This is a genomic window from Actinokineospora globicatena (assembly GCF_024171945.1).
Classification (GTDB): domain Bacteria; phylum Actinomycetota; class Actinomycetes; order Mycobacteriales; family Pseudonocardiaceae; genus Actinokineospora; species Actinokineospora globicatena.
The window spans coordinates 2,966,861-2,988,262 of record NZ_JAMTCR010000002.1; the positions used below are offsets into that span (position 1 = coordinate 2,966,861).

Consider the following 21,402-nt stretch of genomic DNA (forward strand, 5'->3'; position numbering starts at 1 on the left):
GCCGGTGCTCCAGTCCGCTGTGACACCATTGGCCTAGCGGAGGTGGAGAGCAGGATGGTGTTGCTACCCGCGGTCGTGCCCCAACTGGTCGAGAAGCGCTCGGAGTTGGTGCCTGCCCGGTTGGCCCGAAAGGTCGCGCCGCTGTTCGGCGTCCCCTTCGAGCGCAACCCGTTCCGCCCGCTGACCTGGGTCTGCGACTTCACCGCGATCACCGTCTCGGAGATCGCGCGCGGCGCGCCGCTGCCGACCAGGGCCGACGCGGCCCGGTTGCGCGGCACCGAGCACGAGGGCGAGTGGTTCGTGCACGACCGCGCGGTGCTGCCGGGCGATCGGGGCGCGCTGCCCAACGAGATCGTCGCGGCGACGGTCAACCGGTTCGGCCCCGACACCAAGGCCGCCGTCGTGCTCACCGCGACCAACGTGCTGCTCGCCCCGGCCACCGAGGCCATCCGGACCGCGCTGGGGATGCTGCGCGCGCTCGACGGCGGTGACCTCCCGCAGGTGCAGTGGATCGCCGCGTGGGCGGCGACCGCGATCGAGGTGTACCGGTCGCAGCCCGCGCTGGTGTCCGCGGCGCTCACCGCCCGGGTGATCCAGCGCGCGTCGCTCGCCGCGCCGAGGTTCCCGCTCGCGCCGGGGATCCACGGGCGCCCCAGGGCGCGGTGCGAGATCGGCGCCACGATCCCGGAGTCCACTGTGGACCCGGTGACCCGGCCGAGGGACCTGGGGTTCCTCGACGGGATCGCGGCCGCCCGGCTCAACGCCGCGGGGACGCTGCCCGAGGTCGGCACCGAGGAACCGACCGGTATCGGCGCGGGCGTCGGCGACCGGCTGGTCGAGCAGTTGATCGGGTTGCTGGTGGACATGGGCACCCCCGACGGGGTGGCGCACATCTGGGTCAGCGAGCGGGTCGCGGGCCAGGAACAGGTGTGGGCCATGGTCCCGTCCTCCGGCCTGGTCCGCGAACTGGTCGAGACCTGGGCGCACGGGCGCGGGTCGTTGCCGGGGGCGTCCGGGGGCGCCGACGCGCTGGCCACCGCGATGGCGGTGCCGTTCCGGCTGCCGCTGCCCACCGAGCTCGCCTCGGTCGACCTGCTCGCCAGGCGCGCCTTCGTGCTGGCGGTGATGGGGATCATCCGGCAGATGGGCCTGCTGGCGCAGTCGACCTGGTTGGCGGGCGAGGAGTTCACCGACCTGGTACGCGGGTTGGACCGCCTGCTCGACGAGGCATTCGACCAGGACGACCCGGTCGTGGTCGACACCAGGCTGCGGTTGGCGGTGCAGCGCGCAGGGGCCGAGCGGCACGCCGGGCGCAGCACACCCGAGGCCGCCGCGGCGGTCATCGCGGCGGCGGACGCCTGCGTCGCGGCGGGCGCGGCCGACCGGATCGACCCCGGGCTGCTCGCCGACCTGTTGGCGGTGGCCTGCATCGAGCTCAACTCGCTGCGCTCCACCGGCCTGCGCCGGATGGGCGTCGGCGCCGCGCTGCGCCGGTACTGGGCCGCGTTCGCGGCCACGGTCGAGGTCGACCTGTTCGAGCCGGGGGCCGATCACGGCGGCCTGAGCTTCCAGTTGCACAACTACGCGGCCTTCCTGGGGGCCAACAAGGACAACGCCGAGGACCTGCGCGCCGCCCTGCACCTGTTCACGTCTTCGGTCATCCCTGGGCGGTCCCGGCTCTACAACCGGGACCGCGACATCCGCCCGCTGGCCCGCAGCCGCTACCTCGCCGCGGACGCCGCCGCCGGACTCGCCTCACTGCTGACGGACAGCGGCGAGCACGCCGCGGCCCAGCAGTGGGCGCGCCAAGCCCACACCTGGGTGCACCAGGTGCTGGCCGACCCGCTCTACCAGCCGCACCACCTGCGACCCGAGCTCGACGACTGCCTGTTCGCGCTGCGCGTCGCGCCGGTCCTTGTGCTGGCGATCGAACTCGGTGTCGCCGACGAGCCCGAGTCGGACGCGACCACGGCCGACGCGTTGGCGCGCCTAGTCGAGCGGTGGTTGCGGGAGGCGACCAACGGCGACATCGAGCGATCCGACCACCTGCCCGCCGTCGTCGACCTGCGCACGCGGCTCACCGCACTCGGTTTCCCCAGCTGATCCCACCCGCGCCCCTCTCCTGGCGTTCGGCTCCACCGCACCCGCTGACGACCACCACGCCCGCGCCACCCCCAACCGGACCGTCAATGTCCGGTCGGAGGTGATCAGCCATGCGAACCGGTGGCGGAAACGGCGACGACAGCAAGTGACAACGGAGAACCCGAAACAGCACCACATTTCCACGCGGTGATCGGGATGGGGCGGTGGCATCAACACCACCCATCCCGACCACCCGCGCGTTTCGACTTGTGGACACCCGCCCCACGGCGAGCACCGCGATCACCACATCGGTCCGAACCCGCGAAGTGCTACATCGGGTTTCGCGCTGCCAGTGGTCAGTGGCAAGCCGCCACCTGGGTTCGACTGCCCACTGTGGCCGGTCGTGGGCGATCGGGTTGACAGAAACAGGACAGCGCGGCCCAATCCCCGGTTGACCGCATTGGGTGGGCCCAGTCGATATGACCCGTGCTCGTGTTCGCGCCGAGTTCGGATTATCGATCAAGTGGTGACGAGCGCATTGTCCGGTTCGTGGGCGGACCGCCTGGGGCGCGGCCACGCCTATTCGCCCATGGCCGTCGCGGCCGAAGCGGAACCGGATTCGCCTCGCGACGAATGTCGCTGAAATCGAACTGGGGAACGCCTGCGCGGCCGCTGGTATGGGTCAGCCGCCAATCGTTCGACGCCTGGGTCGCGTTAGGTCTGATTGGCCAAAATTCCTGTGGGGTCCATCACGCCCTCTTTGGGGTGGCGTGCCTCGGCGCGTCCACAAAGGATGACCGCTGGCCGGACGGTGGTGTTCGCGCTGGAAAGGTGAGGTGGTTCCGGTTTGGGGGGTGTGCGGTTTGTGTGGTTCGGGGTGGGTAGTTCGCTATTAGGGAAACTAACGAATAAGGGTGAGTGGTGGGATAGGTGGTCTACCCCTAGGTCGGGTGGGGTTGCTTGACATGGGCGTGGAAACCATTTGACGTTGAGTTCAGTGGGTGTTTACGAATTCTGCCGGTTCGGCACGCTGCGAACTCGGGATGGTCGCACGTGGTGATACTGGCTGCTCAGGGTTGGTATTTGTAGGAACCGTCAGTGGTTGGTGGGTTTCCCACTTTGATCCGTTCAGGGTATTGCGCGAAGTACTTATATGCGCAAACATGGACCGTGCCTGGGGCGTTGCTGGTGTGGGTCGCGATGCCCGGGGCGGGGGTCCCATCTCATCGCAGTCTCTTTGGCTCTCAGTCGGCCTGTGTGTGGAAACCGAGGGAGAACTATGTGGTCGTCCGACCTGTTGCGTGCTGTGCGTGCGCACGCCGGGGGTGAGCGGACCGCGGTCTACGACCGTGGACGTGCGTGGTCCTACCGGCAGCTGTGGGAAACGGCGCGTGGCGTCGCGGGGGAATTGGCCGCGGTCGGGGTCGTGCCGGGACGTCCGGTGCTGGTCAACGCGAAGAAGTCCGCCGGTGCGGTCGCGCTGGTGCTCGGGTGCGGGATCGCCGGGGTGCCGGCGGTGTTGGTCTCGGTCGATCTCGGGGCCGACGCGGTGGAGTTGCTGGTGGAGCGCACGGGGAGTACCCACGTGCTCGGCGTCGACGTTGAGCCGGAACCCGGTGCCGTCGTGGGACTTCGCGCGCGGGCCACCGGAGTTGCGGTGGCGGAGGCCATGCCCGGTGATCCGCCGCTGGTGCTGACGACGTCCGGGTCAACCGGGGCGCCGAAAGTGGTGCCGCTGAGCCGGGTCGGTGTGGAACGGTTCACCGACTGGGCAGCCACGACCTTCGGCATCGGCGCGGGTACGGTGGTGCTCAACTACGCGCCGCTGAACTTCGACCTGACGTTGCTCGACATCTGGGCGACACTGGTCGCGGGCGGTTCCGTGGTTCTCGTCGACCCGGACCGTGCCGCCGACGGTCGACACCTGGCGGAACTCGTTGCCGCGCACCAGGTCGAGGTCGTGCAAGCGGTACCGTTGTGCCTGCGCCTGCTCGCCGCGCAGGAGCAGCGGTTCGAGTCCGTGCGGCAGGTGATCACCACCGGCGACGTCCTGCCCTCGGCCGTGCTCGCCACCTTCCCCACCGTCTTCCCGAACGCGGCCGTCCACAACCTCTACGGCTGCACCGAGACCAATGACAGCTTCCTGCACACCGTCACCGACTTCGACACCACCGCGCCGCTGCCGGTCGGCCGTCCGATCGACGGGGTCCGCGCGCTGGTCCTCGATCCCGACGGCACCGAGATCCTCGGCGCGGGTCGCGGCGAACTGCTGGTGTCCACACCGTTCCAAGCGGACGGTTACCTCGACCCCGATCTGACCGCCGCGCGGTTCGTCACCGGCGTCGCCGGGCACGACGGTGTCTTCTACCGCACCGGTGACATCGTCCGCCGCGACGCCGACGGCCTGCTGCACCTCGACGGCCGCGACGACTTCCACGTCAAGGTGCGCGGCGTGCGAACCAACCTGCAAGAGGTCGAGCACGTGCTCGACCAGCACCCGGATGTCTCCGAGGTCGCCGTGGTCGCGATCCCGGACCTCGAGGCGGGACTGCGGTTGCACGCCGCGGTGCGCGTCGACAGTGACATCAACAGCCTCGCGCTGCGCGCGCACTGCGCCAAGTCGTTGCCGCGCACCGCCATCCCCAGCTCGTTCGAGATCCAGCAGTCCGCGTTGCCCCGGACCTCAACCGGGAAGGTCGACCGCAACGCGATCAGCCGGTCACACCAGGAGGCAAGGAAAGCCCATGTCTGAGACCCACGCGATCAAGGTCTACATCACCACCAGCTTCGCCCCGGACGTCTCGCCCGACGAGCTCGGCGACGACTACGACCTGCTGGCCAACGGCGTGGTGGAGAGCCTGCACCTGCTGCGGCTCATCGCCTGGCTGGGCGAGCGCTTCGAGGTCAACCTGGAGGACGCCGACGTCGCGCCAGAGGACTTCCGCACCGTGGCCACCATCCACCGCACCATCGCCGAACTGCGCGGCGTCGCGACCGCGGCCCGCTAGAACCCCTGCCGCACAACAACTCTCAGTGGAGGTTACCGATGCTCATCCGCCACAAGGACACGGTCAACACCGTCGACTGGGGCAACGGCCTCAGCCACCGATTACTGGTCGAGTCCGACGGCATGGGGTTCGCCATGGCGCACACCGTGGTCGCCGCGGGCACCTCGTCTCGGCTGCAGTACCGCCAGCACCTCGAGGCCTGCTACTGCGTGTCCGGCAAGGGCGAGGTGCACTCGGCCGACGGCTCGGTCCGCCAGATCATCGAGCCCGGCGTGCTCTACGCGCTCGACCAGCACGACGCGCACACGCTGATCGCCGCCTCGGGTGACGACATGCACCTGATCAGCGTGTTCAACCCGCCCATCCGGGGCGACGAGCGGCACCGGCTCGACCCCGACGGGTACTCGCAGTACTGAGCCCGCCGCCACCGAGGACGCGCTCCTGGTGTGCGGCCCGGCCGCACACCAGGACGACGGAGAGGTCCGCACGTGACTGACTGGAACGAAGACCAGAAGCTGTTCCGCAAGACGATCGAGGAGTTGGGCCCGGTCCTGTCCGACGGGCACGTCGAGGCCGATCGCGACGGCGAGTTCTCCCGGGCGAAGTGGGCCACGCTCGCCGCGTCCGGGCTGTTCGGCCTGCCCTTCGACGAGGCCTTCGGCGGCCTCGGCCAGGACGTGCCCACCACGATGTACGTCCTGGAGGGCCTGGGCCACGCCAACCGCGACGGTGGGCTGAGCTTCTCCGCCTCCACCCACCTGGCCAGCACCGGCACACCGCTCAACCGGTTCGGCAAGCCCGCGCTCAAGGAACGCCTGCTGCCCGCGGTGTGCGCGGGGGAGATCATCGGCGCGCACGCCATCACCGAGCCCGCCCACGGGTCCGACGCCATGGGCATGCAGACCACCGCCGTACCTGACGGCGACCACTACATCCTCAACGGCAGCAAGGCTTTCGTCAGCAACGGCCCGGTCGCGGATGTGGTCGTCGTCTACGCGCGCACTGGGAATCCCGGTACCGCGTCTGGCATCAGCGCGTTCCTCGTGGAGCGCGGTACACCGGGGCTGAGCTTCGGCAACCCCATCGAGAAGATGGGTCTACGCTCGTCGCCGCTGTGCGAGTTGTTCCTGGACAACGTGCGCGTGCCCGCCGAGAACCTGCTCGGCAGGCCGGGCAACGGTTTCCTGGTGCTCGACCACGTGATGAAGCGCGAGATCCTCTACGGGTTCGCCATCAACCTCGGCGAGATGCAGTACCGGCTCGAGCAGGCGACGTCCTACGCCCGCGAGCGCACCCAGTTCGGCTCGCCGATCGGTTCGTTCCAGGCCGTGCAGCACCGCGTGGTCGACATGCTCATCGGCACCGAGACCGCGCGCCACTGGCTCTACTCCACCGGCCGGAAGTTGGCGCAGGGCAAGGACGTCACGACCGATGTCGCCATCACCAAGCTGGTGGTCAGCGAGGCCGCCCTGGCCAGCGCGCTGAACACGGTGAGCGTGTTCGGCGGCTACGGCTACATGGCCGAGTACGGCTTCGAGAAGGACGTCCGCAACGCCGTCGCCGGGACCATCTACTCCGGCACCACCGAAATCCAGAAGAGCCGCGTCGCGGCGATGCTCGGGCTCGGCTGAGGGAGAAGACATGACCACCGCCAGCGCGTTGTTGGCCGCCACCGACCTGCTCGACCACGAGTCCGACGAGGTCCGCCGCTTCGTCGCCGCCGCGGTCCCCGACCCCGGCGTCTCCGACCGGGAGAAAGCCGTCGCGCTGTTCTACGCCGTGCGCGACGGCGTGTTCTACGAGGTATACGGCGCAGACATGTCCCACGAGGGCTTACGCGCCAGCTCCGTCGCCACTGCCAAGACCGGGTTCTGCCTGCACAAATCCATCCTCTACGCGGCGGCGACCCGCGCGGTGGGCATCCCCAGCCGGGTGCTGGCCGGTGAGGTGCGCAACCACCTCGCCTCGGACAAGCTCAAGGACCTGGTGGGCGGTGAGGTGTTCCTGCACTGGCTCAACGAGGTCTGGCTCGACGGTCGCTGGCTCAAGACCACCCCGGTGTTCAACCGGATGCTCTGCAAGCTCTACGGCATCGCGCCGCTGGAGTTCGACGGCACCGCCGACGCCGTCTACCACCCCTACGACGAGCAGGGCCGCCAGCACATGGAGTTCGTCGGCGCGGTGGCCTCGTTCAACGACGTGGAGCACGCGGCGGTCATCGACCTCATGCGCGGCAGGCACCCGAACATGTTCGCCTCCGCCACGGCCGTGCGCTCCGGTGGGTCCCTTGTGGACGAAGCGCCCACTCGCGGGTGATCAGTACTTGACAAGAGCATGTATATGCATGCAAGTATTGTCCCGGCCGAGCCGGACAGGGGAGTGAGCATGAGCCCGCCCGAGATCACCGTGTACTTCGACTACGTGTGCCCGTACTGCCTGTTGGCCGAGGACACCATCGCCGACGCGGCGGCCGAGACCGGCGCCGAGGTCAGCTGGCGCGCCTTCGAGCTGCGCCCGCACCCGAACCCGACGCTGCGCCCGGAGGACGACTACCTGCCCCGGGTCTGGCGCCAGTCGGTGTACCCGATGGCCGAGCGGCTCGGCGTGCCGATCTCGCTGCCGACCATCTCGCCGCAGCCCTACTCCCACCTGGCCTTCGAGGGCGCGCACTTCGCCAAGGCGCACGGCAGCGACGGCGCCTACCACGCCGCGGTGCTGCGCGCGTTCTTCCAGCAAGACCTCGACATCGGCCGACCCGAGGTGCTCGCGGGCATCGCCGGGGACATCGGTCTCGACACCGCGGAGTTCACCCTCGCGCTCAAGGACCGCCGCTACGCCGAGGACCACCGCACGGAGCTCGCGGCCGCCTACCGGGCCGAGGTGCACGCCGTGCCCACCATCGACGTCGGCTCCCGGCGGTTCACCGGCGTGCCGGACCCGCGGGAGCTGCGCGCCGCCATCGCCGCCCTGTCTGCCGACCAGCAGGCCCAGTAAGAACACGAGAGGACAACGTCATGCAGTGGGTCTACCTCGGCATCGCCACGGTGTTTGAGATCGCCTTCGCCCTGGCCGCCAACGCCTCCAAGGGCTTCACCCGGCTCTGGCCGACCATCCTCACCCTGGTCATCGGCGCGCTCGGCACCTTCTTCCTGAGCCTGGCGCTGCGCACCCTCGACATCGGCGTCGGCTACGCGATCTGGACCGGCCTCGGCTCGGTCGGCATCGTGCTGCTCGGCTCGCTGGTGTTCAAGGAGCGCATCGACTGGCGCAAGGCCCTCGGCATCGCCGTGGTCATCGTCGGCGTCGTCGGCCTCGAGCTCAGCGGCGTCTGAGCCCCCCACTCGGACTTAAGGAGTTCACCATGACCGCTTCCTCGACCGAACTGGCGCAGCAGGGCTCCGACACGGCCCAGCCCACCGCCCGCGGCTGGCTCGTGCTGCTGGTGGCTGGGATCTTCGAGATCGGCTACGCCGTGAGCGTGGGCGGCAGCAAGGGCTTCACCGACCTCAACTGGTCGCTGTCGGCCGGTGTCTTCTTCTTCCTCACCGTGTTCACGCTGACCGTGGCGCTCAAGTACCTCGACGTGGGCATCGGGTACGCGGTGTGGACCGGCATCGGCGCCTCGGGCGCCGCCGTGGCCAGCGCCCTGATCTTCGACCAGCCGCTGACCACGACCCGCGTGCTGTGGCTGGCCGTCATCATCGCCGGTGTCGTCTGGATCAAGCTCGCCTCCAGCCCGAAGCACGCCGAGCAGGCATGACCGTGCTCGACGACGCGCAGATCACCGAGTACCTGCGGGAAGCGGTCGCGCTCTCGCAGGAGGAGGTCGACCGCGGCGGGATCCCGTTCGCCGGGCTGCTCGCCCGACCCGGTGCCGGGGTCCTCGGCACCGGGGTGAACCGGGTGCTCCAGCGGCGCGACCCGACCGCCCACGCCGAGATCGTCGCCCTGCGCGACGCCGCGGCCAACCACGACGGGGCGGCCATCGCCGAGTCTGTGCTCTTCGCCTCCGGCGAGCCGTGCGGCATGTGCTACCAGGCCGCCATCGACGCGGGCATCACCTCCGTCGTCTACGCCGTGGGCGCCGACGACGCGGCCCGCTACGGGTTCGACTACCGGGCCTCCTACCGGCACGTCGACCGCACCGACGGCGGCCGGGTCACCTGCCGGTCCTGGCCCGTGGACCAGGCGCTGACCCCCTTCACCACCTGGGCCGACCGCAACCTGTGACCACCCGACCCACCCGGGAGCGCACGCGATGACGACTCAGATCTCCCCGTCCCCCGGCCGCTGGGTCGACGACGGCTGGAACACCACGGTCCGGATGGGCGTGGTCGTGCCGCACGCCGACGTCGGCCCGGAGAACGAGCTGCGGGCGATGGCCCCCGACCACCTGTCCGTGCACGCCGGGCGGCTGCACTTCTCGGCGATGCGCGCGGGCGGCGAGATGGACCCCACCATCCCGCACGACCCGGTGCGCGCGTTCACCGAGCCGCCGCACCTGGACAACTGCGTCGAGCAGCTCGCCCAGGCGCCGCTCGACGTCATCGGGTGCGCCTTCACCAGCTCGGCCTACAAGCACGGGCCCCGCGGCGAGCACGCGCTCGCCGCCCGGCTGGCCGAGCACGCCCGCGGCATGCCGGTCACCACGACCTGCCTGGCCGCCGAGCAGGCCATCCGCGCCCTCGGCGTGGACCGGCTCGCCCTGGTCAACCCGCCGTGGTTCGACGAGGAGCTCTCGGCGGCTGGCGCGGCCTACTTCACCGCGCTCGGCGTCGACGTGGTCCACCACGGGGCGTGCGGTCTGCGCAGCGGCCAACCGCACATCACCCCGCCCGCGCTCTACGACTGGATCCGCTCGGTCGCGGGCGGCGCGTCGGCGGTGTTCGTCGCGGGCAACGGCATGCGCGCGGTGGGCATCATCTCGGCGCTGGAGGACCGGCTCGGCATCCCGGTGCTGACCGCCAACCAGGTCCTGCTCTGGCACGTCATGGAGCTCACCGGCACCACGGTGTCGCGGCCCGGGTACGGCAAGCTGATGAACATGTATCCCTCTACATAGACCCCGCATCGGGTATGCTGGCGGGGACGGAGGGCTCTGGTCGACGCTGAATCGTGCCTGGTTGCCCGTGGTGCCCGATGCCACTTGCGTGGTCACCGGGCCGAGGCGGAGGAGGCGCGACATCACCGCCAAGAAGACAGCCCCACCGGCCGCCCCCGACCTGTCCAGCGTCGCCGAGAGCTGGACCCGGCTGGTCGCCCTGCACAGCCAGGTCGACTCGGTGGTGGGCCGGGCGCTGCAACGCCACTTCAGCATCGGCCTCTCGGAGTTCCTCGCCCTCATCGCCTGCTCCGCCGCCCCCGACGGCGAGATGCGGATGCAGGACCTCACCGACGCGGTCAACCTCAACCAGAGCTCGGTCAGCCGCATGGTCACTCGCCTCGAACGCGTCGGCCTCACCGAACGCCGCACCTGCGAACACGACCGCCGTGGCGTCTACACCGGCATCACCGACGCCGGCTACCAGGTCCTGCGCGAGGCCGTCCCGGTCTACGAATCCGCCCTCACCGAAGCCCTGGACCGCAGCGCCGCCGACCCCACCCTCACCAGCCTCGTGGAAGCCATCTCCGACCTGCGCTGAAGCCCGGCCCGTCTCGACCTGATTCCGGCCCCGTCACCTCAGCGACGGGGCCGGAATCACGCGTGGAGTCAGCGCAACGCGCCCTGCCCCCTGGTCAGTTGCCGGAGGCGATCTCGGTGGCTCGCTTGACGCGGGTGGCGAGGCGGGTGCGGAGGTCGTTGAGGGTTTCGGCGTTCCGCTCGACGAGGCGGTCCTGGTAGGCGGCTTCGACGGCGAGGTTGATGCCGATGGTATTGGTCTTCTCCTTGCAGGCCACGTCCGCGTTGGCGGTGGTGATCTCGTCCTCGGTGGGGGTCTGCTCGGTCCACCAGTCCTCGTCGTCGTTGGCGTCCCACGGGGTGGCGTAGTCGAAGCCTGCCTCGTCCATGCACGTGCTCCACGCGCTCCAGGCGGCGAGCACCCGCGAGTCGGCCCTGGCCGCGACGTTCGACTCCACCGTCAGCTTCTGCACGAAGTCGTCGACCGCGGTCCGGCTGGTGGCGCCGCCCTGGTACAGGTCCAGCGCCCGGCCCGCCTCACCGAGGCAGCCACCCTCGGGGACCTTCTCGCCCTCGACGACCGCGCTGCCCGAGCCGGTGATGACCTCCCACTCGGCGTCGCTGGGCTTGTACTTGTTCTCCGGCGCGTTCTTCCCGTCCACGAACTGCTCCGGCGACGGGTGGTACCCCCAGTTCGGGTAGTCGTCCGACGCGCTGATCCCGTACCGGCGGTTGGGCTCGCGCGTGATCGGCCGCTTCGCCACCGGCCGCTCGAACCCGAAGCGCCGCATGCACTCCTGGATCAGCATGTCGTTGGCGGTGTTGATGGTCGCCTCCTGCTCGGCCGTCGCCCGGAACGCGTCCAGGGGCAGCACGAGGTCGAAGGTCTCCTTGAGCGTGCTGACCTGCCCCAGCGCGGGCTCACCCGAGGTGTCCTTGTTCGGCGGTTCCGCAGCCCCGCACCCGGCGACCACCACGGCGAGCGTTGACGCGACCACGATGACGGAATACTTGCGAAAGTCTCTGACCCCCAGTCAGCGCGAATCGAAAGAAGAGCAGCGGGAATTCGCCCCACACACCAATGCTTTCCGCGCGCATCGACGTCGGATTCGTTCCCCAGCAACGATCCCAGTATCCCCTACGCTACCCTTCGGCCGTATCTCGGGTGTGGTCGGCCCAGCGGATGGGGGCGTTCGTGGCGGAGTTGGCGGGTGGGAGTCGGGCGCGGCGGCGACGGCGGATGTTGTGGCCTGTGTTGGGGTTGACGCTGGTGCTCGGTGGTGGGGCGTTGGTGGCCGCGCGGTTCGTGAAGTCGCCTGCGCAGGCGGCGGCTGAGGCGGCGCCCCCTGTGGCCGGGCCGGTGACGGCGCCGGTGGAGCGGCGGGTCATGCGCAACACGGTGGTGGTGCGCGGGAAGGTCGCGCCGAGCCGGTCGACGCTGATCACCTACCCGGGCGCGGGAACCGGTGGGAAACCGGTGATCACCCGGCTGCCGCTCAAGTCCGGGGCCGAGGTGCGCTCCGGCGCGGTCGTCGCGGAGGTGTCCGGGCGGCCGATCATCGTGCTGCAGGGGACTTCCCCCGCGTACCGCGACATGGCACCCGGTACTCGCGGTGACGACGTCAAGCAGTTGCAGTCCGCGCTCGCCGCCCTCGGCCACCCGACGAACCCCGACCCCGCGGGCCTTTACGGTGACGCGACCAAGAAGGCCGTCGCCGCGCTGTACGCCAAGGCGGGCTACCAGATCGCGACCGCGAGCGCCGACGAGGACGCTGGTCTGCGCGCCGCCGAACGACGGGTGCGCGACGCCCGGATCGCGTTGCAGCGCTTGGCGGGTGCCGACCCGGCAGCGATCGAGGACGCCCGCCGCGTGGTGCGGGACGCCGAAGAGGACCTGGCGGAGTTGCGCGGCAACACCGGTGCCGTCGTACCGATCGGGGAGGCGGTGTTCATCGAGACCCTGCCCGCGCGGATCACCAAGGTGGGGGTGGTGGTGGGCGACGACGCGAGCTCGGAGCTGGTCACGGTCGCTTCCGGTGACCTCATCGTGCGCGGCGGCGTCGGACGTGCGGACGCTTCCCTTGTGCGCCAAGGCCAGCGGGTGCAGATCGCGTCGGAGGTCCTGGGTTCCGGCGTGTCCGGCAAGGTCGATCGCGTCGGTCTGCCTGAGTCGACAGGTGCCACTGAGGGCGAGGAGAAGCAGTCCACCACCGGACCGCCGGGGCAACTGGAGGTCGTGGTCATCCCCGACACGCCCTTGGAAGCCAAGTTCGACGGCCAGGACGTCCGGCTCACCGTGGAGTCAGCCAGCACGGAGGGCGAGGTGCTCGTGGTCCCCTTGGCCGCGGTCTCCGCCCGCGCCGACGGTCAGTCCCAGGTCGTCCGCGTCCGCCCGGAAGGCGAGGAACGAATCCCCGTCACCCCAGGCGTTTCCGGCGCGGCTACGTGGAGGTCACCGGTGATCTGCACCAAGGCGACCGAGTCGTGGTCGGCCGGTGAGCACCGTGCCGCTGGACGACACGGTGCGGATCCCTCCGGTCGGGGTGCCTGTCGTGGAGTTGCGGGGTGCGGGCAAGACGTACGCGGGGCCGCCTGAGGTGGTGGCGTTGCGGGGTGCTGACCTGGTGATCGAGCGCGGGGACTACGTGGCGGTCACCGGGCCGTCGGGGTCGGGGAAGTCGACGTGGCTCAACATCGTCGGGCTGCTCGACACGCCCAGCACCGGCCAGTACCTGATCGACGGGGTCGACGCCGGGTCGCTCTCCGAGAAGGCGCGCACCGGGTTGCGGGCCGAGCGGATCGGGTTCGTGTTCCAGTCGTTCCACCTGCTCCCGCACCGCACCGCCGTCGAGAACGTCATGCTCGGCTCGCTCTACCTGGGCAAACGCCGCGTCGACCGGCAGCGTGCCGCCGTCGCCGTGCTCGAGCGGGTCGGGCTCTCGCACCGGGCCGGGGCGTTGGCGGGCGAATTGTCCGGCGGTGAACGGCAACGGGTCGCCATCGCGCGGGCGTTGGTCGCCGAGCCGAGCCTGCTGCTGTGCGACGAGCCGACCGGCAACCTGGACAGCGCCTCCGCCGCGCGTGTTCTCGACCTGGTCGAGGAGGTGCACCGGTCGGGGCAGACGGTTGTGGTGGTCACCCACGACGTCGAGGTCGCGGCCCGTGCGCGGCGCAGGGTCACCATCCACGACGGTCTGCTGGGGGAGAGCGGATGAGGCTGCGTCCCAGGGATCTCGCCGACGAGGTGATCAGTGGCGTCGTCCAGCGCCCGGGTCGGTCCGTGCTCACGGCGGTGGGCACCGCGCTGGCGTTGGCCGCGTTCGTCGCCGTGCTCGGCCTGACCGCCACCACGCAGGGCCAGGTCAGCGCGCGTTTCACCGAGTTGAGCGCCACCGAGGTCGTGCTGGAGCGCTCGGCCGTCGACCCGGACGAGCCCGCGGCCTTCCCCCGTGACGCCCAAGACCGGGTAGCCGCATTGCCTGGTGTGCGGGCTGTCGGCGTCAGCTGGCCGGTGCCGATTGGACAGTCCAAAGTGGGCGTACGACCCGAGGAGGTCGACGGCGAGGCGCTATCCGTCCTCGCCGCGTCACCCGGCTACTTCCAGTCCGTGCACGCCCGAGTCGGGCAAGGCGTGGCGTTCGACGCCTTCCATGATGGCCGGGCCGAGGATGTGGCCGTGGTCGGTCGCGCCGCCGCCACCCGGCTCGGCCTCACCCGGCTCGACGCCCAGCCCGCGATCTTCGTGCAGGGCCGTGCTTTCACCGTGATCGGCGTCGTCGACGCGGTCGACCGCAGGCAGGACACGCTGCTGTCCGTGCTGGTCCCCGCGGCGACCGCGACCAAGCACTGGGGGCCGTCGCCCGCGTCGGGTGGGATCACCAGCATGCTCGTCGACACCGAACTCGGTGCGGCCCAACAGGTCGGCAGGCAGGCCAAGGCGGCGGCCCGGCCGGAGAGCCCGGAGAAGACCAAGGTCATCGTGCCGCCGGACCCGCGGGCCCTGCGCGACGCGGTATCCACCGACCTCAATGGACTCTTCCTCGGGTTGGCTGGAGTGTCCCTTGTGGTCGGTGGGGTCGGTATCGCAAACACGAGCCTTGTCGCCGTGCTCGAACGCGTCCCCGAGATCGGTCTGCGGCGGGCTCTTGGTGCTCGACGCAGGCACATCGCGGGCCAATTCCTCTTGGAGAGCGCCACTCTCGGTCTTCTGGGTGGCCTTGTCGGCACGGCGGTCGGCGTGGTGACAGTGCTTCTGGTGTCGATCGCGCGGGAGTTGACCCCGATCCTGGAGCCGCAGGTGGTCTACCCCGCACCCGTGCTCGGCGTGATCACCGGCCTGCTCGCGGGCCTCTACCCGGCGTGGCGGGCGACCAGGATCGAACCCGCCGAGGCGTTGCGCCGCTAAGCCGCGCCCCGAGGTTCGGGGCGCGGCCGCGGTGGTGGGGACTAGCCCCGCTTGCCCATCATCTGGCAGACCATGGTGTTGACGGTCTGGTCGAACAGCGAACCGGGGTTCTGGTCCAGGTCGGTCGCGACCATGAGGGTGGCGCTGCGCTTGCCGGACCGGTCCTGGTAGGCGATGGTGTGGTAGCCCGGGAAGTCACCCGCGTGGCCCCAGACGCGGCCGCACGGTGTGTCCAGGTAGTAGATGCCGAGCCCGTAGCCGCCGTTGCGCTCCGGGACGTCGACCGTGGTGAGCATGTCGCTGAGTCGCGACTGGTTCAGCAGGCGCCCGCCCAGCAGCGCGCGGTAGAAGCTCGCCACGTCCTGCGGTGTCGACACGATCGCGCCCGCGGCACCCGCCATGGTCGGCGTCCACGACGTCGTGTCGGTGAAGGTGCCGTCCTCGTTCGGCTGGTAGCCGTGGATGTGGCCGGGCCGCACCCGTGCATCGGTTGCCAGGAACGTGTCCCGCAGTCCGAGCGGACCGGCGATCCGCTCGGACACCAACCGGTTCAGCGCGCGACCGCTCGCCTTCTCCGCGATCAACCCGGCCAGGATGTAGTTGGTGTTGCTGTAGGACCACCTGGCCCCCGGCGTGAACAGCGGCGGGTGCGCCACCCCGACCGTGACGAGCTCGCGCGCCGACCAACTCCTTGCCGTGTCGGCCATCGCGGCCGCCAGCCACTGCCCGTCCTCGGTGTAGTCGAACAGACCAGTGGTGTGGTTGAGCAGCTGCCGCAGGGAGATCCGGTCGCCGCCCGGCACCACACCGGGCAGCCAGCGCTCGACGGTGTCGGTCAACCGGACCTTGCCCTCGTTCACCAACTGCAACACCACCGTCGCCACGAACGACTTGGTGACACTACCGATCCGGAACCCATCATCCGTCCCAATCGGCCTCGGCGGCTTCACCGTCGCCACCCCCCGACCGATGGTCTGCACCCTCCGCCCGTCATCCACCCGCACCACAACACCGGTCACCCCGGCCCGCACCAGCCCATCCAACGAATCCCGCAACCCCCGATCCGACCCCCGGTCCGCCGCCCCCGCCGCCCCCGCAGGCCCCACAACCAACACCGCCGCGATCCCGGCCACAACCCACTTGCGCACTCTGCTTCCCCTGTCCTTCCGGAACGTGAGCCCCAAGCACACCCCACCCCCCACCCCCAGCGCTTCAGGTATCCACCCGATATCTCCAGTAGTTCCGAGGAGGTACCCCGCGAAACCGCCCGAGACGCGGATTCCGAGTTGCCAGGACGCTTCGTTCTGGACGTCGGCCATACCCGGAGTTGGTGGGCGGCTATGGGGTGGGTGGGGTTCGCCGGCATGATGCGGGGGTGGTGATCATGAGGTGTCGCTGGGGGTGGGTGGATGGCGCGGCCGTGGTTGCCTGGGGCGGGTGAGTCCCGTGTGGTGTTGCTGGGGGCCAGTGACTACGCGTCACCGGAGTTGGGGGACATCGCGGCGGTCAGGGGGAACCTGGCGTCGTTGCGGGACAGGCTGACGGCGCCCGGGACAGGGTTGCTCGATCCTCGGCACTGCCTGGTCGAAGGCCTGGACCGGCCCACCACCCTCGCCGGGGTCGGCACCGTGCTCGGTCGGGCCGCCGCCGAGGCCACCGATGTGCTGGTCGTCTACTACGCCGGTCACGGCCTGCTCGACGACGACGGCACGCTGCACCTCGCGTTATCCGACACCGACCAGGCCAACCTCCCCTACACCGGCATCCCCGTGTCGCGGATCAAGCAGGACCTCGGCCAAGCCCGCGCCAGGGTGCGGGTGCTGATCCTGGACTGCTGCTTCTCCGGTCGCGCCATCGCCGCCATGGCCACCCCCGCCGCGCTGGTCGCGGGGCAGCTCGACCTCACCGGCACCTACACGCTCACCTCCAGCTCCGCGACCTCCCCGTCGCACGCCCCGCCCGGGGCCAGGCACACCGCCTTCACCGACGCGCTGCTCAGCGCCCTAGCCGAACCCGAGCCACTGACGCTCGACGGCATCTACGAGCACGTCCGCGACCGGCTCGACGGACTCGGCCTCCCCGCCCCGCAGCGCCGCGCCACCAACACCGCGGGCAACGTCGTCCTCGTCCGCGGGTCCGCACCCGGCACGTTCACCAGCGAGGCGCCGCCGGAGCAGCCACCCAGCCCTGACAGCCTGCTGGCCCAGGTCCTCGCCGCAGCGAACGCCAGGAGCGCGCCCACCCCGGCGCACGAGTCCCGCCCCGCCCGTATCCGCACCACCGAGCGAGGTGGACCGGACGAGGAGCGCGCGCGGGTCATCGACTTCTGGAACACGGTGGAGTTGTTCAGCCCCAACAAAGTCGCCAAGGTCGACGACAACGAGGTGTTCGCCGTCGTCCCCGGTCAGCCGCTGCCGTGGGAACCCGGGCACTGGCTGGCGAGGCGCACGCTCGCGGCCAACAAGACCTGGCGCCACCAGGTGTACCTGGGGGTGCACGACCTCGACCCGGTGCTCGACGTCCTCCAATCGGTCTTCCCCACCGCCGCCGAAGACCTCGGTGAGCGCCCACGGGGGACCAGCGCGCTCGCCTCGTTCATCGTCACCGGTCAAGGGCGCCCTCTCCTCGACTCGCCGGTGCTCTCCGGCTGCGCGTGGGCCACCGGCCGACTCCTGCGCCCCGGCCCGGACACCCCCGGCTGGCTGCACGGCTTGGGCAAGACCACCGACGAGTTCACCGCGCTGTTCGAGAAGTTGGTGCTGCGCCCGCCGAACGAGGTGCGCGCCGCGGTGGACGCCGGGCGCCCGTTCGAGGTGACCCAGGTGATGGGCGAGGACCTGCTGGCGCGCAGCCTGCGGATCGTCGAGGACCTCGTGCACCTCGACGACAAGGTCCCGCACGGCGCGATCAGCGTGCGCAGCCACGTCGTGTCGGAACGGGACGCGCACGACACCGAAGGCACCGACTTCCTCAACAGCCTCATCGCCGAGGACCTGAGCCGGGTCGCCAAAGCCGCCAAGAAGGGCGAGGTGGGCGCCGCGCTGAGGGCCTACCTGCGGCCGGACGAGGACATCGACCGGGCACGACGGGTCGACATCCGCGAGCGTGTGGATGTGCTGTTCGACCGGTCCGCCCCCGCGCACGTCCCCCTCGGTAGGTGGCCGGAGGAGCAGAGCCGGTCGCTCGCGCTCGGGCAACAACTCGCCGTCGCCGCCGCCGTGGGTACGGACGACCCGGTTCTTGCCGTCAACGGCCCGCCTGGCACCGGCAAGACGACGATGCTGCGCGACCTGACCGCCGCTCTGCTGGTCGAGCGCGCGAAGGTGCTGGCCGGGTTGGCCGATCCCCGTGCGGCGTTCACCGGGGAGTCGCACCGGTGGGTCGTCGACGAGTACACCCGGCGGGTGCACGTCCTGCGCCCGGAGCTCACCGGGTTCGAGATGGTGGTCGCCTCCTCGAACAACACCGCCGTCGAGAACGTCACCGACGAGATGCCCGGCCGCGACGCCATCGACGACCAGTGGCGGGACGCGGCCGCCGACCTGGACTACTTCGCTGGCACGGCATCGGCGTTGCTCGCGCAGGAATCCACCACGCAGGACGTCACCGCGGCGTGGGCGTTGCTGTCGGCGAGGCTGGGCAACAAGAAGAACCGGCAGCGGTTCGTGCGGACGTTCTGGTTCCGCACGCCCCCGCCGCAGCCGCGCGACACCCCGGACGACGTCCGGTGGCGGCACGCCCGGTCCGGTCTCAAGGTCATCCTCCACGAGTACGAGCGGACCACACCGCCGCGCTGGGCGGACGCCGTCGCCGAGTTCCAGCGGGTGCTCGGGCGCGCGCAAACCCTTGCGGCTGAACGGGAGCAGGTCTTCCAGGCGATCCGGTCCAAGCCGGGTCTGGAAGACGCGGTCCGGGGAGCACGGGAGACGGTCGTCGCTGCCGAGGGGTATCACCAGGGGCTGGGCGAGCAGTTGGCGCGCGTCCAGAGTTCCTTCCAGCAGTGGAACGACGAGCGCGCACGCCTGGTGACCTCGCGCGCGGAGCACCGCCAGTTCCGGCCAGGGTTCCTGGAATGGCTGGTGACCTGGGGCCGCTCCTTGCGGGAGTGGCGGGAGAAGGACGAACTCCTCGCCGAGCAGATCGCGGCGGCGGAACTCGCCTGGAGCGAAGCCCGTGACGAGGCGGTGCGGCTGAGCGGTGCCGCTGACGTCGCCCGTGCCGCCGTCGGTACCGCCCAAGACGCTGTGCGCGCACGAGAAGCTGACCTGGCCGAGGTGGTGCACGAACTCGCCGAAAGCCAGACCGCGCTGGGCGAGCACTTCCCCGACATCACCTGGTTCACCGACCACCGCCGCCGGGAACTCCTCGCGCCGTGGACCGATCCACAGTGGAACGCCAGCCGGACCGAGGTGTTCCTCGCCGCCCTCCGCCTGCACAAGGTCTTCCTGTGGCACAACGCGTTCGTCATGCGGCAGAGCCTCAACGGCGCGATGGACGTCCTGCTCGGGAAGGCGCCGCGCGACCTGCCCGCCGAGGTCGCGCTGACCGCCTGGCAGTCGCTGTTCCTGGTCGTCCCGGTCGTGTCGACCACGTTCTCCTCGTTCGCCAGGATGTTCGCGCACCTGCGGGCCGAGGCGCTGGGGTGGCTGCTGGTCGACGAGGCCGGGCAGGCGACACCGCAGAGCGCGGTCGGCGCCCTCTGGCGCGCCCGCCGCGCCGTGGTCGTCGGTGACCCGCTGCAACTGGAACCGGTCGTCGCGACGCCGGTGCGGGTCGAGCAGGCCATCCGCGCCGAGGCCGGGGTCGACGAGCAGTGGCTCACCACGCGCAACTCCGTGCAGCGCGTCGCCGACCGGCTCGCGCCGCTGGGCACGTCGCTGCCCGGCGAGGACGGGCTCACCTGGGTCGGCACCCCGCTGACCGTGCACCGCCGCTGCGACGACCCGATGTTCGGCATCGCCAACGACATCGCCTACGCCGGGTTCATGATCCACGCCACCGGCCGGGCCCAGTCCGCCGCCTTCGCCGCCCGGTTCCCGAACCTGCCCGAGTCCAAGTGGATCGACGTCGACGCCACCACCTCCGACGGGCACTGGGTCCCGCGGGAGGGCGAGAACCTGGACCGGGTCCTCGCCGCGCTCCAGCAGATGGGCGTCGACATGGGCCAGGTCCTGCTGGTCAGCCCGTTCCGGGCGGTCGCCAACCGGTTGCAGGAGCGCCAAGCCCGCTACCGGGGTCTGGTGGCGGGCACGATCCACGTCGCCCAGGGCAAGCAGGCCGACATCGTCATCCTGGTGCTCGGCGGCAAGCCCACCAACGCCGCCGCCCGCCGTTGGGCCGCCGCCAAGCCCAACCTGCTCAACGTGGCCGCCAGTCGCGCCAAGCGCCGCCTCTACGTCATCGGCAACCACCGCCTCTGGTCCGGCGAACGGCACTTCGACGTCTTGGCCCGGTCACTTCCCCTTAGCCAGGCGGCGATCCGGGGTTAGCCGGACGGACAACTGTGGCGTGGCCGGGAAAGGCCACGCCACACTCGTCACCGCTGGGTGTTCGTCACGGGGTGCCGCAGCTGCGGACCCACTTCGACGAGGCGACCTCGTCGTTGGTGGAGTAGGTGTAGCCGTCGCGGCCCGCGCCCCAGCTGAAGTAGTTCCAGCGCATGTCGCGCCACACGCTGGCCGGGCCGAGACAGGCCCACGCCCCGGTGTGGTCGGTGTGGTAGTACAGGTTGACCGAGTTGTTGTAGGTGACGCTGCCGTTGTTCTGCACGGCGCTGGCGCGGTTGCGGAAGTTGCCGCAGTTGTCGCCCCAGTTGTAGTCGTCCTCCGGCCAGCTGCAGCTCAGGCCGCCGGTGTTCTCGTCGTTCCAGATGTTCTCCCAGGCGTACACCCGGCCGTCGCGGCACTTGAGCTCCAGCACCCGGACGTAGGCGCCGGAGGAGAAGCGGTCCCAGCCCATCGGGAAGTACCGCTCGTTGCCGCCGACGCTGACCCGCGCCACGCACCCCGCCGGGATCTCGACCTGGTCGATGTCGAGGCACCCCGACAGCGAGCACCCGCCCAGCTTCTGGCCGGGGTTGAGCTGGCGCACCTGCCACGGTCCGGTGTCGCTGTCCTTGTACCGCGCGTAGAGGACGCGGCCGGTCTCGTTCTTGACCTCGCCGCAGATCACGCCGAGCCTGCAGGCGTCGGCCTGGGCCGCGGTCGGGGTCACCGCGAAGGTCAGTCCGGTCAACATCAGGGCGGCTGACAGGTAGGTGAGCAGTCTCGATCTGACGCGCACGGGGC

At 70.4% G+C, this 21,402-nt stretch carries 19 protein-coding genes; 16 read left to right on the top strand and 3 right to left on the bottom strand.

The genetic code is table 11. The features are described 5' to 3' along the window. The first annotated feature begins 54 nt into the window (after positions 1-54). From LV79_RS13155 to LV79_RS13210, 12 genes are all read left to right on the top strand, one after another. Positions 55-2,103 (top strand): hypothetical protein, encoded by a 2,049-nt coding sequence (locus tag LV79_RS13155; protein WP_253835462.1) that lies wholly within the window; start codon positions 55-57, stop codon positions 2,101-2,103. Between the two features lie 1,258 nt (positions 2,104-3,361). Continuing rightward, the gene (locus LV79_RS13160) at positions 3,362-4,834 is read left to right on the top strand and encodes an AMP-binding protein (RefSeq protein ID WP_253835463.1); all 1,473 of its coding nucleotides are present in this window, start codon (positions 3,362-3,364) and stop codon (positions 4,832-4,834) included. Then, positions 4,827-5,090: an acyl carrier protein gene (locus LV79_RS13165; protein ID WP_253835465.1), complete on the top strand. Its 264-nt coding sequence runs from the start codon at positions 4,827-4,829 to the stop codon at positions 5,088-5,090. The genes LV79_RS13160 and LV79_RS13165 overlap by 8 nt, the downstream gene beginning before the upstream one ends. A gap of 38 nt (positions 5,091-5,128) precedes the next feature. Next, positions 5,129-5,506, top strand: a complete 378-nt coding sequence (locus LV79_RS13170) for an ectoine synthase (protein ID WP_253835467.1) — start codon at positions 5,129-5,131, stop codon at positions 5,504-5,506. Positions 5,507-5,578: 72 nt separating this feature from the next. Beyond that, positions 5,579-6,721: an acyl-CoA dehydrogenase family protein gene (locus LV79_RS34440; protein ID WP_253835469.1), complete on the top strand. Its 1,143-nt coding sequence runs from the start codon at positions 5,579-5,581 to the stop codon at positions 6,719-6,721. A gap of 10 nt (positions 6,722-6,731) precedes the next feature. Beyond that, positions 6,732-7,406 carry a transglutaminase-like domain-containing protein gene (locus LV79_RS13180; protein WP_253835471.1) on the top strand — a complete coding sequence of 225 codons (675 nt, stop codon included), beginning with the start codon at positions 6,732-6,734 and terminating at the stop codon, positions 7,404-7,406. Positions 7,407-7,475: 69 nt separating this feature from the next. Next, positions 7,476-8,084, top strand: coding sequence for a DsbA family oxidoreductase (locus LV79_RS13185; RefSeq protein WP_253835474.1), 609 nt, complete (start codon positions 7,476-7,478; stop codon positions 8,082-8,084). A gap of 20 nt (positions 8,085-8,104) precedes the next feature. Then, positions 8,105-8,422: a DMT family transporter gene (locus tag LV79_RS13190; protein ID WP_253835476.1), complete on the top strand. Its 318-nt coding sequence runs from the start codon at positions 8,105-8,107 to the stop codon at positions 8,420-8,422. 29 nt (positions 8,423-8,451) lie between these two features. Next, on the top strand, positions 8,452-8,850 hold the full coding sequence (locus LV79_RS13195) for a DMT family transporter (protein ID WP_253835478.1): 399 nt from the start codon (positions 8,452-8,454) through the stop codon (positions 8,848-8,850). Next, positions 8,847-9,320 (top strand): nucleoside deaminase, encoded by a 474-nt coding sequence (locus tag LV79_RS13200; RefSeq protein ID WP_253835480.1) that lies wholly within the window; start codon positions 8,847-8,849, stop codon positions 9,318-9,320. The genes LV79_RS13195 and LV79_RS13200 overlap by 4 nt, the downstream gene beginning before the upstream one ends. 28 nt (positions 9,321-9,348) lie before the next feature. Next, positions 9,349-10,152 carry a maleate cis-trans isomerase family protein gene (locus tag LV79_RS13205; RefSeq protein ID WP_253835482.1) on the top strand — a complete coding sequence of 268 codons (804 nt, stop codon included), beginning with the start codon at positions 9,349-9,351 and terminating at the stop codon, positions 10,150-10,152. A 70-nt stretch (positions 10,153-10,222) separates the two neighbouring features. Next, a complete protein-coding gene (locus LV79_RS13210) occupies positions 10,223-10,732 on the top strand; it encodes a MarR family winged helix-turn-helix transcriptional regulator (RefSeq protein WP_253835489.1) in 510 nt (169 codons plus the stop codon). Between the two features lie 94 nt (positions 10,733-10,826). On the opposite strand, the gene LV79_RS13215 is transcribed toward LV79_RS13210, so the two are convergent. Further along, a complete protein-coding gene (locus LV79_RS13215) occupies positions 10,827-11,708 on the bottom strand; it encodes a hypothetical protein (RefSeq protein ID WP_253835491.1) in 882 nt (293 codons plus the stop codon). A 254-nt stretch (positions 11,709-11,962) separates the two neighbouring features. On the opposite strand from LV79_RS13215, the gene LV79_RS13220 reads away from it, so the two are divergent. From LV79_RS13220 to LV79_RS13230, 3 genes are read left to right on the top strand one after another with little or no spacing between them, the layout of a single operon-like run. Beyond that, positions 11,963-13,306: a peptidoglycan-binding protein gene (locus tag LV79_RS13220; RefSeq protein ID WP_253835493.1), complete on the top strand. Its 1,344-nt coding sequence runs from the start codon at positions 11,963-11,965 to the stop codon at positions 13,304-13,306. Then, the gene (locus LV79_RS13225) at positions 13,263-13,925 is read left to right on the top strand and encodes an ABC transporter ATP-binding protein (RefSeq protein ID WP_253835496.1); all 663 of its coding nucleotides are present in this window, start codon (positions 13,263-13,265) and stop codon (positions 13,923-13,925) included. The genes LV79_RS13220 and LV79_RS13225 overlap by 44 nt, the downstream gene beginning before the upstream one ends. Further along, the gene (locus LV79_RS13230) at positions 13,922-15,115 is read left to right on the top strand and encodes an ABC transporter permease (RefSeq protein WP_253835498.1); all 1,194 of its coding nucleotides are present in this window, start codon (positions 13,922-13,924) and stop codon (positions 15,113-15,115) included. Before LV79_RS13225 ends, LV79_RS13230 begins: the two co-directional genes overlap by 4 nt. A 41-nt stretch (positions 15,116-15,156) precedes the next feature. Here LV79_RS13230 and LV79_RS13235 read toward each other — a convergent pair whose 3' ends face one another. Further along, positions 15,157-16,263 (bottom strand): serine hydrolase domain-containing protein, encoded by a 1,107-nt coding sequence (locus tag LV79_RS13235; RefSeq protein ID WP_253835500.1) that lies wholly within the window; start codon positions 16,261-16,263, stop codon positions 15,157-15,159. Between the two features lie 261 nt (positions 16,264-16,524). On the opposite strand from LV79_RS13235, the gene LV79_RS13240 reads away from it, so the two are divergent. Then, complete coding sequence (locus LV79_RS13240) at positions 16,525-20,604, top strand: caspase, EACC1-associated type (RefSeq protein ID WP_253835501.1); 4,080 nt, start codon at positions 16,525-16,527, stop codon at positions 20,602-20,604. A 64-nt stretch (positions 20,605-20,668) separates the two neighbouring features. Here LV79_RS13240 and LV79_RS13245 read toward each other — a convergent pair whose 3' ends face one another. Next, a complete protein-coding gene (locus LV79_RS13245) occupies positions 20,669-21,397 on the bottom strand; it encodes a hypothetical protein (protein WP_253835503.1) in 729 nt (242 codons plus the stop codon). Between the last annotated feature and the right edge of the window lie 5 nt (positions 21,398-21,402).

Coding starts and splice junctions, on each gene's coding strand:
- LV79_RS13165 (WP_253835465.1), top strand. CDS start 4,827: ATGTCTGAGACCCACGCGATCAAGGTCTACATCACCACCAGCTTCGCC.
- LV79_RS13190 (WP_253835476.1), top strand. CDS start 8,105: ATGCAGTGGGTCTACCTCGGCATCGCCACGGTGTTTGAGATCGCCTTC.
- LV79_RS13205 (WP_253835482.1), top strand. CDS start 9,349: ATGACGACTCAGATCTCCCCGTCCCCCGGCCGCTGGGTCGACGACGGC.
- LV79_RS13180 (WP_253835471.1), top strand. CDS start 6,732: ATGACCACCGCCAGCGCGTTGTTGGCCGCCACCGACCTGCTCGACCAC.
- LV79_RS13240 (WP_253835501.1), top strand. CDS start 16,525: ATGGCGCGGCCGTGGTTGCCTGGGGCGGGTGAGTCCCGTGTGGTGTTG.
- LV79_RS13185 (WP_253835474.1), top strand. CDS start 7,476: ATGAGCCCGCCCGAGATCACCGTGTACTTCGACTACGTGTGCCCGTAC.
- LV79_RS13170 (WP_253835467.1), top strand. CDS start 5,129: ATGCTCATCCGCCACAAGGACACGGTCAACACCGTCGACTGGGGCAAC.
- LV79_RS13195 (WP_253835478.1), top strand. CDS start 8,452: ATGACCGCTTCCTCGACCGAACTGGCGCAGCAGGGCTCCGACACGGCC.
- LV79_RS13160 (WP_253835463.1), top strand. CDS start 3,362: ATGTGGTCGTCCGACCTGTTGCGTGCTGTGCGTGCGCACGCCGGGGGT.
- LV79_RS13200 (WP_253835480.1), top strand. CDS start 8,847: ATGACCGTGCTCGACGACGCGCAGATCACCGAGTACCTGCGGGAAGCG.
- LV79_RS13230 (WP_253835498.1), top strand. CDS start 13,922: ATGAGGCTGCGTCCCAGGGATCTCGCCGACGAGGTGATCAGTGGCGTC.
- LV79_RS13155 (WP_253835462.1), top strand. CDS start 55: ATGGTGTTGCTACCCGCGGTCGTGCCCCAACTGGTCGAGAAGCGCTCG.